This window comes from Streptomyces sp. NBC_00104 (genome assembly GCF_045160825.1).
Classification (GTDB): Bacteria; Actinomycetota; Actinomycetes; order Streptomycetales; family Streptomycetaceae; genus Streptomyces.
The window spans coordinates 4,435,070-4,448,143 of sequence record NZ_CP108215.1; the positions used below are offsets into that span (position 1 = coordinate 4,435,070).

15 protein-coding genes are annotated in these 13,074 nt (G+C 70.7%); 12 read left to right on the forward strand and 3 right to left on the reverse strand.

Annotated features, from left to right (window positions below; translation table 11 throughout):
* Nucleotides 1-2 precede the first annotated feature (2 nt).
* A complete protein-coding gene (locus OG272_RS19420) occupies nt 3-416 on the reverse strand; it encodes an organic hydroperoxide resistance protein (RefSeq protein ID WP_037703658.1) in 414 nt (137 codons plus the stop codon).
* 129 nt (nt 417-545) lie between these two features.
* On the opposite strand from OG272_RS19420, the gene OG272_RS19425 reads away from it, so the two are divergent.
* The 11 genes from OG272_RS19425 (at nt 546) to OG272_RS19475 (ending at nt 10,686) form a co-directional block, all read left to right on the forward strand.
* A complete protein-coding gene (locus OG272_RS19425; RefSeq protein WP_326582387.1) occupies nt 546-1,061 on the forward strand; it encodes a MarR family transcriptional regulator in 516 nt (171 codons plus the stop codon).
* Between the two features lie 226 nt (nt 1,062-1,287).
* On the forward strand, nt 1,288-2,880 hold the full coding sequence (locus OG272_RS19430; protein ID WP_405894216.1) for a glycosyltransferase family 2 protein: 1,593 nt from the start codon (nt 1,288-1,290) through the stop codon (nt 2,878-2,880).
* Between the two features lie 117 nt (nt 2,881-2,997).
* Complete coding sequence (gene galE / locus OG272_RS19435) at nt 2,998-3,981, forward strand: UDP-glucose 4-epimerase GalE (RefSeq protein ID WP_327729442.1); 984 nt, start codon at nt 2,998-3,000, stop codon at nt 3,979-3,981.
* Between the two features lie 152 nt (nt 3,982-4,133).
* Nucleotides 4,134-4,568: a DUF6507 family protein gene (locus tag OG272_RS19440; RefSeq protein WP_326582384.1), complete on the forward strand. Its 435-nt coding sequence runs from the start codon at nt 4,134-4,136 to the stop codon at nt 4,566-4,568.
* Nucleotides 4,565-7,015 (forward strand): hypothetical protein, encoded by a 2,451-nt coding sequence (locus OG272_RS19445; RefSeq protein ID WP_405894219.1) that lies wholly within the window; start codon nt 4,565-4,567, stop codon nt 7,013-7,015. The genes OG272_RS19440 and OG272_RS19445 overlap by 4 nt, the downstream gene beginning before the upstream one ends.
* Nucleotides 7,012-8,037, forward strand: coding sequence for a hypothetical protein (locus tag OG272_RS19450; protein WP_405894220.1), 1,026 nt, complete (start codon nt 7,012-7,014; stop codon nt 8,035-8,037). Before OG272_RS19445 ends, OG272_RS19450 begins: the two co-directional genes overlap by 4 nt.
* Before the next feature lie 102 nt (nt 8,038-8,139).
* Nucleotides 8,140-8,781, forward strand: coding sequence for a hypothetical protein (locus OG272_RS19455; protein WP_405894222.1), 642 nt, complete (start codon nt 8,140-8,142; stop codon nt 8,779-8,781).
* Between the two features lies 1 nt (nt 8,782).
* A complete protein-coding gene (locus OG272_RS19460) occupies nt 8,783-9,157 on the forward strand; it encodes a hypothetical protein (RefSeq protein ID WP_327729438.1) in 375 nt (124 codons plus the stop codon).
* Nucleotides 9,097-9,543 carry a Scr1 family TA system antitoxin-like transcriptional regulator gene (locus OG272_RS19465; RefSeq protein ID WP_405894224.1) on the forward strand — a complete coding sequence of 149 codons (447 nt, stop codon included), beginning with the start codon at nt 9,097-9,099 and terminating at the stop codon, nt 9,541-9,543. The genes OG272_RS19460 and OG272_RS19465 overlap by 61 nt, the downstream gene beginning before the upstream one ends.
* An 11-nt stretch (nt 9,544-9,554) precedes the next feature.
* Entirely contained in the window at nt 9,555-9,752 is a 198-nt protein-coding gene (locus tag OG272_RS19470; RefSeq protein WP_405894226.1) for a DUF397 domain-containing protein, read from the forward strand.
* Nucleotides 9,739-10,686: an ADP-ribosylglycohydrolase family protein gene (locus OG272_RS19475; protein ID WP_327729436.1), complete on the forward strand. Its 948-nt coding sequence runs from the start codon at nt 9,739-9,741 to the stop codon at nt 10,684-10,686. The genes OG272_RS19470 and OG272_RS19475 overlap by 14 nt, the downstream gene beginning before the upstream one ends.
* A 5-nt stretch (nt 10,687-10,691) precedes the next feature.
* On the opposite strand, the gene OG272_RS19480 is transcribed toward OG272_RS19475, so the two are convergent.
* Together OG272_RS19480 and OG272_RS19485 are read right to left on the reverse strand one after the other, a co-directional pair.
* Nucleotides 10,692-11,183, reverse strand: a complete 492-nt coding sequence (locus OG272_RS19480; RefSeq protein ID WP_326582379.1) for a DUF6174 domain-containing protein — start codon at nt 11,181-11,183, stop codon at nt 10,692-10,694.
* 99 nt (nt 11,184-11,282) lie between these two features.
* Complete coding sequence (locus OG272_RS19485) at nt 11,283-11,921, reverse strand: TetR/AcrR family transcriptional regulator (protein WP_326582378.1); 639 nt, start codon at nt 11,919-11,921, stop codon at nt 11,283-11,285.
* A gap of 206 nt (nt 11,922-12,127) precedes the next feature.
* Here OG272_RS19485 and OG272_RS19490 point away from each other — a divergent pair, with 206 nt between their 5' ends.
* The gene (locus OG272_RS19490; protein WP_327729435.1) at nt 12,128-13,066 is read left to right on the forward strand and encodes an ABC transporter permease; all 939 of its coding nucleotides are present in this window, start codon (nt 12,128-12,130) and stop codon (nt 13,064-13,066) included.
* Nucleotides 13,067-13,074 lie beyond the last annotated feature (8 nt).

The window sequence follows — 13,074 nt, forward strand, 5'->3', positions numbered from 1 at the left end:
ACCTACTCGACGACCAGCTCGACCGGGATGTTGTTGCGGGTGGCGTTGGAGTAGGGGCAGACCTGGTGGGCCTGCTCGACGAGCTTGCGGCCGGTGGCCTCGTCGACGGTGTCGGGAAGTTCGACGCGGAGGGTGACCTTGAGGGCGAAGCCCTCGCCCTGCTTGCCTATGCCGACCTCGGCGGTCACCGCGGCGTCGCTGACGTCGACCTTGGCGGCGCGGCCGACGAGGCCGAGGGCGCTGGCGAAACAGGCGGAGTAGCCGGCGGCGAAGAGCTGCTCCGGGTTGGTGCCCTGGCCGTTGCCGCCGAGCTCCACCGGGAGGGCCAGGTCGAGGTCGAGCTTGCCGTCGTTGCTGACGGCGCGACCATCGCGGCCGTGGGTGGCGGTGGCGACAGCGGTGTAGAGCGCGTCCATGGGAGAACCATCCCTTTCACAGGTCATGTCACGTCCGGCGGTCCGGTCCGACCGCCGTTCACGGACTCCAGTAGAGCACACAATTCAATTGTCCACAACTAAATGGCGGGCAGGCGTTATCCTGGACCCATGACCACAAGTGCCGCTCCCATGCCCGAGGGGATCTCCGAGGAGGTCTCCGGGCAGGTCTCCGAGGAGGACTTCCTCCGTCTCGACCGGCAGATCTGCTTCTCCCTGCACGCCGCCTCGCGCGCCTTCAACAGCGTCTACCGCGTGGCCCTCAAGGACCTGGGGATCACCTATCCCCAGTACCTGGTGATGCTGGTGCTGTGGGAGCGGGGCGAGCTGCCCGTGAAGAAGCTGGGCGAGCATCTGAGGCTCGACTCCGGAACCCTCTCGCCACTGCTCAAGCGGCTGGAGGCGGCCGGTCTCGTACGGCGTGAGCGCAGTGCCCGCGACGAGCGGTCGGTGGTGGTGCGGCCGACCGAGGAGGGCACCGCCCTGCGGGAGCGCGCGCTGGCCGTGCCGCGCCGGATCGTCTCCGCGACGACCCTCGACATCGACGAGATCCGCGATCTGCGCGACCGCCTGGACCGCCTGACGGTCGCCCTGGACGAGGCGGCGCTGGAGGAGCCGACGGACTGACCGTCACCCGCTCGGCGATCGACCCGAGCCGTTCGACCCGTTCGACCCGTTCGGCCTGTCCGACCCGTTCGGCCTGTCCGACCCGTTCGCGCCGCCCGAGCGCGCCGACAGAATCCCACAACCTCAAACGGAACCCCGATCTCCCGCGCGCCATCTTCCCCACGGGGCCGCGAAGCCTCCCTTAAGGGAAGATTGCACACATACCTCTCACAGGTGCGGGGCAACCATGGCTCTTCAGCAGGCGCAGGTCTCGGTCGTCGTCATCGGGTACGACGATGCCGCCCACGTGGCGGACGCCGTGCGCTCGGCGCTCGCGCAGGGGCCGGCCGTCCGTGAGGTGATCGCGGTCGACGACTGTTCGACGGACGGCAGCGGGGAGTTGCTGGAGCACCTGGCCGAACCGGAGCCACGCCTGAGGGTGATTCGGCGCCGGTCCAACAGCGGCGGCTGCGGCACCCCGCGCAACACCGGGCTGGACGCCGCGGCCTCGCCGTACGTGATGTTCCTGGACAGTGACGACGTGCTGCCGCCCGGCGCCGTGGACGCGCTGTTGGGTGCGGCCCTGGAGCACGACGCGCCGGTCGCGTCGGGGCTGTGCGTGCGCAGGGAGCTGCCGTCCGGCCGGGAGACCCCCTGGCAGCCCGAGCTGTACGCCCGGCGCACGCTGGTGGAGCACCCGTCCCGGCGCGCGCGCCTGGTGCACGACACCCTCTGCGTCAACAAGCTCTACCGCACCTCCTTCCTGCGCGAGCACGCGATCCGTTTCCCCGAGGGCCGTTTCCCGTACGAGGACTTCGTGTTCGGCGCGCGCGTGCTGGCCGCCGCGCCGCGCGTCGCGCTGATCCCCGACCCGGTGTACGTCTGGCACGTCCGCCGGTCGGCCGCCCGTCTCTCCCTCTCCCTCGACCGCTCCGGCATCGCCAACTGGCAGGCCCGTATCGAGGCCGACCGGATGTCGTACGACATCCTCCTGGGCGCCGGCGAGAAGCGGCTGGCACGGGCCACGCGGACGCGCTTCCTCGACCACAGCCTGCGGATGTACGCGCGCGAACTGGACCTGCGCGGCACGGAGTACCGGCGCGAGTGGTGGGCCCTGACGCGCGCGTACCTGGCCTCCTTCGACGAGGGTGACTTCACGCCGGCGCCCGCGCCCGGCCGGGTCGTCGCCCGGGTGATCCTCGCCGCCGAGGAGCCACGCGACCTGGCCCGCCTCAAGGAGATCGCGGCCCGCCCGGCCCGGCTGGCACCGCCGTACGCGTGCGCGGGCGACGGCTCCCCCGTCTGGTCCGCCGACCTGCCCCAGGTGGAGCTGGACCACCTCCTCGTCCGCCCCGTGCACCTGCTGCCCGCCGCCGTCGACGCGGAACTGCGGCCGCGCGCGCGGGGAACGACGCTCCGGCTGCGACTGCACGAGCTGTACGGGCGGATGGCGGAGGCGGGGCCGGAGACCGTGGAGGTGGAGTTCGTCGAGCGGGAGGACGGGCGGGTGGGGTTCGTCGGCACGGCGTCCCTCACCGCCGAGCCGGACGTCGACAGCTGGACGGCCGAAGTCCCGCTGGATCTCGCCGCGTTGGGCAGCGGCACCTGGGACCTCCGGCTGCGGCTGCGCTTCGCGGACGGCAGCCACCGGGAGACCACCGCGCACGCCCTCGCGGGCGCCGGGCTGCTGCGCCGGAGCGCACTGCCGAGCACGCGCCATGGAGTGCTCCTCGTACAGCCGTACGCGACCCACGCGGGGGCGCTCGCGGTACGGCTCGCGCCCGGTTGGCGAGGATTGACCGACGTCGTACGCCGTCGCCTCAAACGCCTGCTTCACTGATGACCGACCTGATCACACCCGCGTCATCGCTGTGACATCGCTTCCGCATCACTCCACATCGCTCGATATCGCTCCACATCGCTCGACATCGCTCTGACTACGAGGGGACGGTCGTCCATGACCTGGCTGATCACCGGTGGCGCCGGATACATCGGGGCGCATGTGGTGCGCGCGATGCTCGACGCGGGCGAGGAGGCCGTCGTCTACGACGATCTGTCCACGGGGATCGCCGAACGGGTGCCCGAGGGCGTGCCGTTGGAGATCGGTTCCACCCTCGACGGCGAGCGGCTGGCCCGGGTGATCCGTGATCGTGGCGTCACCGGCGTCGTCCATCTCGCGGCGAAGAAGCAGGTCGGCGAGTCCGTCGAACTGCCGCTGCACTACTACCGGGAGAACGTCGAGGGCCTGCGCACCCTGCTGTCGGCCGTCACGGACGCCGGGGTCGCGTCGTTCGTCTTCTCGTCCTCCGCCGCCGTGTACGGCATGCCCGCCGCCGCGCGGGACGGGGCCCTCGTCACGGAGGACACGCCGTGCGCGCCGATGAGCCCGTACGGCGAGACCAAGCTGGTCGGCGAGTGGCTGGTGCGGGCCACGGGCCGGGCGACCGGGCTGTCGACGGCCTCCCTCCGCTACTTCAACGTGGCGGGGGCGGCGACCCCCGAACTGGCCGACACCGGCGTCTTCAACCTCGTCCCCATGGTCTTCGAGAAACTCTCCGAGGGCGCCCCGCCGCAGATCTTCGGCGGCGACTACCCGACCCCCGACGGGACGTGCGTGCGGGACTACATCCACGTCGTCGACCTCGCGGAGGCCCATGTGGCGACCGCCCGGCGGCTGTGCGAGGCGCCGGGCACGGACCTCACCCTCAACATCGGGCGTGGGGACGGCGTCTCGGTGCGCGAGATGATCGACCGCATCAACGCGCTCACCGGCCACGACCTGCCTCCCTCGGTCGTCGACCGGCGTCCGGGCGACCCCGCGCGGGTCGTCGCCTCGGCGGACCGGATCGCCGCCGAGCTGGGCTGGAAGGCGCGGTACGGCGTCGAGGACATGATCTCCTCGGCGTGGGCGGGCTGGACGAAGCGGCGTCAGCGCCTGTGACTGAATCGACGCGAAGTGGGAACTGTCCGGTGCCGTTTGCTCGTGTGTACTAGGGGAAGTCAACGACGAGCAGAACGACAAGTTCGACGACGACAGACAGTACGGCGACGACAGTACGACGTGTCCGACAGGGCGTTACGGGGGTAGCGACGGTGCCGGCTTGGGACATCGATCCGATCAACGTGCAGACCACGCTGAATTCGACCGGTGAAGCGGCGGGCGGCCTGGAGAAGGCCGCCAACTCACTGGTGACGAACATGGCGAGCGCTGCCGAGTCGGCCGGTACGGCCGTGCCGGGCGGCCAGTTCAACGGTCCCATGATCGGGCCGGTGGCCACGGGGACGCCCCGGGTGCCGGTCGGCCCGGTCGCCGCGGCGCTGAGCAGCTACCTCCAGGAGCGGCAGCAGAAGCTGGCGTACATGGCGCAGCGGACCATCGACTCCGTGCAGGGCGCGGCCGACGCCACCAACGCCTACGTCACCGGCGACCTGGACATGGCCGCCACGCATCAGGCCAACGCCCTCAAGGCGACGGTGGTGCCTCCCCCGCCGGGTGTCGACGGCAACGGCGGGCAGGGGCCGAAGTGAGCGACGACATCCCCGTCATCCCGGAGGAGGTCCCCGAGTTCACCGGCAACCTGGAGCTGCTCGACCAGAACATCGCGGGCGTCCGCTCGGCCGGCACCTCCCTGAAGGACTCGGGCTCGGCGATCCACACCCGCTTCGGCGGCCTCTCCGCGTACTACAAGGCGCCCGAGGCGGAGGCGCTGTTCGCGACGACCGCGCCGGTGGCGGCCAAGGGTGACGAGTTCGCCACCGAACTTCAGACCGTGGCCTCGGCGCTGGACACGTACGCCGCCGCCGTCGGCCCGCTCAAGCAGAAGTTCGACCAGCTCCGCCGGGACGCGATCGCCTTCCGCAGCAAGATCGAGGGCGACGACGAGTGGCGCGCCGACGGCGACCTCGTCGAGGAGAACAACAACCGCCGCTCGGACATCAACGCCACGTACGCCGCGTTCCAGGCCGCCGAACGCGACTGCTACAACAAGATCGTCGCGCTGGTCGGCGGCGAGGCGCTCGTCGTCAACGACGGCTCGAACAAAGAGAACATGTACGGCTACCGGGGCGAGGACCTCGACAACGTCGGCGGTCTGCCCTGGGGCGACCCGGTCGAGGAGTCCAACCCCTGGTACTACGTCCACGAGCACGTCTGGGACTTCGCGGTCGGCTTCGTCGTCGACGGTGTGTGGGGCACGATCAAGGGCCTCGGCACGCTGGTCGGCTTCAACGGCTGGGACGCGGCGGGCCAGGCCTGGGTCGGCCTCGGCAAGCTCGCCACGGGCATCCTCATCACCGCCGTACCGGTGGTGGGCACCGCGTACTGGCTGGCCCCCGACGACAAGCTGCCCTCCTGGCTGCGCGACTCCCGTACGGCCGTGGTGGAGACCGGCAAGGCGCTGATCGCCTACGACGAGTGGGGCAAGAACCCGGCCCGGGCGGCCGGGGCGGTGACCTTCAACGTCGTGACCACGATCTTCACGGGCGGCGCGGGCGGCGCGGTCTCCGGCGCGGGCAAGGCGGGCGCCATCGCCAAGGCCATCTCCTTCGCGGGCAAGGCCGGCAGGATCGTCGACCCGATGACGTACATCACCAAGGGCGTCGGCGCGACGGCGGTGAAGATCAGCGACGTCATGGCGAGCCTGCGCGGCATCACCGACGGCACGCACATCAGGCTCGGCGAGGGCACGTACCAGATCGCCGACGCGCCGAACATCACGGACGACCTCCCGGCCGGCCTGACCCCCGAGAACAGCGTCCGCATGGAGACGCCCAAGGGCGAGGTCGTCTACCTCGACACCGACACCCTGCTCGTGCACAACGCCGACGGCACGGTGCGGGAGTCCCTGAACGGCATCAAGCACGAGGGGACCGCGGCGGAGCGCGGCGCCGATGTCTCGCAGCCTCAGCCGGAGTTGGTGGGGGCCGGGGCGAAGGTCGGCGACGGCGGTACGGCTGTGGGGCGGGTCGGGGACGACGGCCTGCCGGGCGGGCGTACGGACAATCTGCCGGGCGGGCGCGGTGACAACCTGCCGGGTGGCCGCGCCGATGACCTGGGCCGGGGACCGGCCGGCAGTCATGAGACGCCGGGCGGTGGCGGTCGTGGCGAGACGCCGGGCGGCGGGCCTACGGAGACCCCTGCGGGTGGCGGGCACAGGGAGACGCCGGGCAGCGGCGGGACCGACGGACCCGGCAGCGGCGGTACCGACAGCCCCGGTGGCGGCGACGGCCCGGGTGGTGGGCCTCCGCAGGATCCGCCGGGCGGCGGCACGGGTGCCGCCGACGACGGGGCGAACGACCCCGGTGGCTGGGAGCGGCAGGACGGCGACCCTCAGCCGTTCGAGCGCGGCGGTGAGCTGGAGAACCGGGTCCGTCAGGAGATGCGGGGGACGAAGGTCAAGCCCGGCGACCTGGAGCGGGTGCTGGACAACCTGGCCGGTCATCCCGCCGGCCGGGAGGTCGCCGAGACCATCGCGTCCGGCCGTTTCGACGGCGCCACGGGTTTCGACCAGACTGTCTCCAGCCTGGCCCATGCGGACAAGATGTCCGGTGGCATCGAGCAGTTGCGCCTGGGCAACCGGCTGTACGAGAGCGGCGTCCGCGACATCTCCTTCGAGGTCAAGGGCGGCTTCGACATCAAGCCCGGAGTCAGGACCGGCGAGGGCACGGACCTGGACGTCATGGCCCGGGACGCGGCCGGCAACGTCCATGGCTACCAGTTCAAGGAAGTCGCGAACCCCAAGAGGACCGTCAAGAAGATCTTCGACAACATGCAGCAGTTGGCGCAGTCCGGTGCCGACTTCAAGACGTTCGTGGTCGACACGAAAGGCACGATGGCCGACCATGCGGCCATGAGGACGGCACAGCGGCTCACCGAGGTGTACGGGAAGACCAACGTGCAGTTCATCATCCGTGTCGAGGACGGGGTCATGCGGATCCCGCCCGACGGTACGTTCATGCCGGAGGCAGCACTGTGATCGCCAGCACCCCTGTCGCCCGCTGGACCTGGGGACGCGACACCGAGAACGGAAGTGATGTCACGGAGTGCCTCCAGGCCCTGCTCGGCGCGTATGCCGTTCTCGCGCGGCACCGGCTGGCCGTCGGCGCTCCGACGGTCCATGTGTCCGTCCACGAGGCCGGCGGCTCGGACAACCGCCTCTTCGAGGGCGACCTCCCGCTCGGCGAGGTGCCGTCCGCCGCCGACACGGTCCGGACACTGGCTGCCCGGATCGAGGGGGAGCTGCGCCCCGGCGAGATCGGTGCCGTGTACGCCGACATCGTCTGCCACGGTGTTGTACGGACCCCCGACGCGGACGGCGAGACCCACGAGGAGCGGCTGTTCGTGCTCGGTGCCTCGGCCTTCCTGGACTACGTCACCGCCGACCTCAGGACCTTCTCGGACGCCTGGATGCCGTACGACCTGGAGGGGCGCCCTCAGGCCGGCGTTCACGCCGCGAACTACCCACGGCTGGCCGCAGCACTGCGCGACCTGTCCGAGGTGCTGGACGCGGAGATCGACCCGGACGACCCGACGTACTTCGGCAGGCCGACCGAGACGGGCGTCGACAACTTCTTCGAACCGGACGGCTCCCCCTCCGACGTGTGGTCCCGTTTCGAGATCCCGAGGCGCACCGAGGTCTTCCGGCACGGACCCGTCTTCGACTCCGTGGGCTACAAGCGGTCCAGGGCCGGGCAGGTCCGGTACGTCCCGGTCGTCGCCGACCACGGCGGCGTCCTCGGCTACCTCTGGGCCTCGGACGCGGACGCCGCCGCCAGCTTCGAGCCCCGCGAGGCGGCCGGGGAAGAGGCCCGCAAGGCAGGCCTCGTCTGGCTCGACCGCCTGCACAAGTCGTACGAGCACGGCCTGACCCCGACCGAGGCTCTCACCGCCTGCGCCCGCACGCCCGCCGACCCGGTCGCCGGCCACATCCCCCCGACTGCCGAGCCCCGCCCCCTCCTGCTGGACGACCTGCGCGAACTCGCCGGGCACGGCGACTGAACCGTCACGGGACGGTGGTAGGTCGCGGTGGTGAGTGACGGTGGTAGGTCGCGGTGGTGAGTGACGGTGGTAGGTCGCGGTGGTGAGTGACGGTGGTGAGTGATGTCAACGCTCCTCCGCTCCCGCAGCACGTGCGCGTCATGGACATGGGAACTCGATGGCTTCGTGCCCCCCTGCCTGAGATCCGCGCTGTCCGTGGCGGCCCGAATGTCCGCCGTGCTGCGCGAGCACGAGCTGCTCGTACCCGACAGCCTCGAATGGGACTGGTTCGTGTACGGCAGCGGCGGCACCGGGCTCATCACCCGTATGTCGCTCCAGGGGCCGATCGACGACGAGGACGTACCCTCACGCGTCGAGCGGAGCCGTCCCGCCGGCTTCCCCGACGCGTCGGTGGGGAGCATCCTCGTCATGGGCGCCGGGACCTGGCTCGACGCGACGGGCGAGAAGCGCGGGGAACACCGGCTGGTCGAGCTGACGGTAGCCCCCGACGCACCCGGGATCTGGGCGGAACTGGCCGTCTTCCACGACATCTGGGGCCCCTTCGACTTTCGGGGCGAGCCGCATCCGGACATCGAGCGACAGAACGCCCCACGCCTCACGGCAGCCCTCCGGTCCCTCGACGCGCTGCTGGGCGTCCCCGCCGAGCCCGGCGATCCCACGTACTTCGGCAGCGCCGAGGGCCACGGCATCAAGCGACCCGACGTGATCGACGGCCGGGGCCCGGACCTGACCGACCTCCTCTGACGTGACGACACGCATCGACATCGACGCCCCCGGGGTGGAGGTCGACGACGGAGAGCGCCTCTTCTATCAGGGCGAGCTGTTCACCGGTGAGGTCGTCGAATTCCAGGGCAGTGCGCTGGTCAGCCTGGAAACCCACCGGGACGGAATCGTGGACGGCCCGGTCAGACAGTGGTACGAGGACGGCACCCTGCGAGCCGACGGGACCATGCGCGGGGGATTTCCGACCGGGGAATCCCGGAGATGGCATCCCGACGGCTCCCTCGCAGCAAAGCGGATCATGACCGAGGACGGCCATCGCCCGCTCGCGGAACTGGAGTGGGACGAGAATGGGAAGCAGATCCTTTCCTGGTACGCGCCGGGATTCAGGCCGGAGTAGCGGGCGCGCGCTCGCGGCAGGCCTCACCATCACCGTACGAAGCGGTCGTCCACGAGGCGGCTCTCCGCATCCGGGTGGGTGGCAGCCGCACGAACCGGCGGCAACTGGAGCAGATCCTCGAACGGTCCGAGCTGGCCAACGTGACCGTACGCGTCCTGCCCTTCGACACCGACGACTTCGCCGGTAACGGGTACTCCCTGCTCTATCTGCACGGAGCCGTCCCCCAGTTGGACACCATCCAGATCGACACAGCCCATCGTGGGGAGTTCTTCGGAACCGAGTCGCACCTGTTGCAGTATCGGCGACGCTATGAGCGAGTGTTGGCCACGGCTCTCCCACCCACGGAGTCCCGCGACCTCATCGCCCGCCTCGCCCGCGATCTGTGAAAGGAACCGGCATGCGCGACCCCCTGCACTGGCAGAAGTCTTCGTTCTCCGGCACTGATTCAGGCGACGACTGCGTCGAACTCGCCCCCACCCCCGCCTCCATACGCATACTCATACGCGAAAGCGACACCCCCACCACCCACCTCACCACCACCCCCCTCCACGCCCTCCTCACCACTCTCAAAGCAGGTACCCTTGGCGGCCGTTGACCCGCAGCGCGCCCTCGGCGCGATCCTCGGCTCCGCCGTGGGCGACGCGCTCGGCGCGCCCTTCGAGTTCGGCCCCGAAGGGGCCTTCTCCGCACGCTTCCCGAAGGCCGGGCACGGCGGGGAGATGTGCGGGGGCGGCGGGTGGGACCCCGGTGAGGCGACCGACGACACGCAGATGGCGGTCCTCGTCGGGGAGTCGCTCCTCGACCACGGCGGGCTCGAACTGCCCGATGTCTTCCGGCGGTTCCAGCGCTGGGCCATCGCCGACCCCAAGGACATCGGCATCCAGACCGAGGACGTGCTCACCAGCGGCGACCCCTGGGACCTCGCCGCAGGCATCCATTTCCAGGTCAACCTAAGGGCCGCAGGCAACGGCGCGTTGATGCGGGCCGCCACCTCCGCCGTGTACTTCGCGGGGGACGGCCGGGAGCCGACCATGAACGCCGGGCGGCAGCTGTCCGCACTCACGCACGGCGACCCGGCGGCCTGGGAAGGCACCGCCGCCTTCCACGAACTGCTCCGGGTCGCGCTGGCCGGAGGCGACCCGCTCGCCGCGCTCCCCGAGACCCTTGCCGCCCTCCACCCCGACCACCGCACCCGGTACGCGGTCGTCCTCGCCCCCGACTGGCACCCCGACCAGGCCACCGAGTTCAACGGCGCCGTCTGGCCCTGCCTCGGCTCCGCCGTGTGGGCCGTACGGACGACCGGCGACTACGAGGACGCCGTACGCGCGGCCGTCGACCTCGGCGGCGACACGGACACGGTCGCCGCGGTGACCGGAGGGCTCGCGGGGGCGGTGTACGGCGCCGAGGCCATCCCGGAGCGGTGGCTGGAGCCGCTGCACGTACCCCTCCCCGGATTCGGGGAGCGCGTACTGCGCACGCCCGAACTCATCGACCTGGCAACGCGGTTGGCGGCTCAGGAGGCGTCCTGACAGCCTCAGCCGTCGCCCGGCTCGTAGGCGCTGATGACGTACTCGGCCTCGTCGTCGATGGCGTTCTCTTCCATGTCGAGGGTGATCCGCGAGGGATACCCACCGGCGGCGTACTCCACCTCCGCCGTGTCCGCCTGCTCGTGCCAGGCCTTCTCCAGCCGGTCCAACAGGTCGCCGATCTTGGGAATCCGGTCAAGTCCCTGCTCCACCGTCCACCGGCTGTCGTCGTCGAGGCCGACGGCCTCGGCCACCTTGCCGTCCCGGACCGTCACACGGAAGGTCCCCGCCAGGACCTGAGAGTTCGACGTGAGTGTGTAGACGTACGAGGCAGGCTCTTGCCACGTGATGTCGATCCGCGCCGTGGTGCCCTTCGGCGAGGCTCTCCCGGTCGGTTCGGGAGGCGTCTCGCCGTCACAGGCGGCGGTCGCCCCCACCATCCCCGCGATCAGTACGGCAGCTGAGAGGACGGAACGGGCGCGGGAGCGTAAGAGAGTCACGGCGACCCCATTTCTGAGCGGCTGTGATGATGACGCCACCCACCTGCGGAACGTTCGGGTCCACCTTCCCCGCCCTCGATGCGCTCCGCAGCGGCGCCCCTACAACGCCCGCAACGCCCCTGCCGTAGCCCGGGTCAGGCTCTCCAGATACCCCTTCGGCAGCTTCGATGCCCGGACGACCACCGACCGCCAGTACAGCGGGCCGGAGATCACGTCCAGAGCCAGGTCCTCGTCCACACCCGCCCGGACCTCGCCCCGGGCGACCGCCGCCGCGACGATCCCGGTGGCGACACTCTGCTGGCCCTCGCGGAGCGCCTTCTGCATGGCCTCGGCGATCTCGGGGTTGCGGGCGGCCTCGGCCTGGAGGTCGGGGATGATCTGGCCGGCGACGGGGTGGCGCAGGGCTCGGGACGTGACCTCGTACAGCAGCCGGAGGTCACCCTCCAGGGAACCCGTGTCCGGCATCGGCAGGCCCTGGACCGCCACCGCCGAGACGAGGTCCAGCACCAGGTGCAGTTTGGAACGCCAGCGCCGGTACACCGCCGTCTTGCCGACGCCCGCGCGGCGCGCGATCCCCTCGATGGACATCCGGGCGTAGCCGACGGCCGCCAGTTCCTCGAAGACCGCCGCCCGGATCGCCTCGGTCACGTCCTCCCGCAGCACGGCCGCCCCGGCGGGGGCCCGGCGGCGCGGCCGTGGCGGCGGCTGCGCTGCGGAGGGGTCGGCGTTCGTCGTCATGGCTCACAGCATAGGGGCGTGACGACGAAACGGTTGCGTTCCGACGTCGCATCGGCTTACTCTCGCGTTGCGACGATACGGTCCCGTCCCGACGTAAGAGCAGGGCAAGGGCAGCGTAGGAAGCGTGCGACGCCGAACAGCCCATTCGCCGAACAGCCGGACAGCCGCGTACGCGGGACGCCCCCCCACTAGCGAAAGCAGCGGATGTGAGCCAGGTCCTCCACACACCGCCACCCCCGACGGCGGCCATCCCCCCGGCCGCCCCGGGCACCCCAGCCGAGACCCCGGCCCAGCTCGCCGAGCGGTACGGCCTCAGCGTCAGCGGGGCCCGCCCCTCGCTCGGCGCGTACGTACGGCAGCTGTGGGCCCGGCGGCACTTCATCACCGCCTTCGCCACGGCGAAGCTGACCGCGCAGTACAGCCAGGCGAAGCTGGGCCAGGTCTGGCAGATCGCGAACCCGCTGCTGAACGCGGCGGTCTACTACCTGATCTTCGGTCTGCTCATGGGCACCAAGAACGGCGTGCCGGACTACGTCCCGTTCCTCGTGACCGGCGTGTTCGTGTGGACCTTCACCCAGAGCTCGATCATGGCGGGCACCCGGGCCATATCCGGCAGCCTCGGCCTCGTCCGGGCCCTGCACTTCCCCCGGGCCTCACTGCCCCTGTCGTACTGCCTGCAGCAGCTCCAGCAACTGCTGTTCTCCATGGCCGCGCTGGTCGTGATCCTGCTGGCCTTCGGGGTGCCGGTCGCCATGTCGTGGCTGCTGGTCATCCCCGCGCTGACGCTTCAGTTCGTGTTCAACGCCGGGATCGCGATGGTGATGGCGCGGATCGGCGCCAAGACGCCGGACATCGCGCAGCTGATGCCGTTCGTGCTGCGTACCTGGATGTACGCGTCGGGCGTGATGTTCAGCATGGACCGCATCCTCGCCGACCGGGACCTGCCGGCGTTCGTGCACGTCGTGCTGGAGTGCAACCCGGCCGCCGTCTACATCGACCTCATGCGCTTCGCGTTGATCGACAGCTTCCACGGGGGCCAACTGCCGTCGCACGTCTGGGCGATCGCGGCGGGCTGGGCGCTCCTCGCGGGCGTCGGCGGGTTCATCTACTTCTGGAAGGCTGAGGAGACGTACGGCCGTGGCTGACATCGACA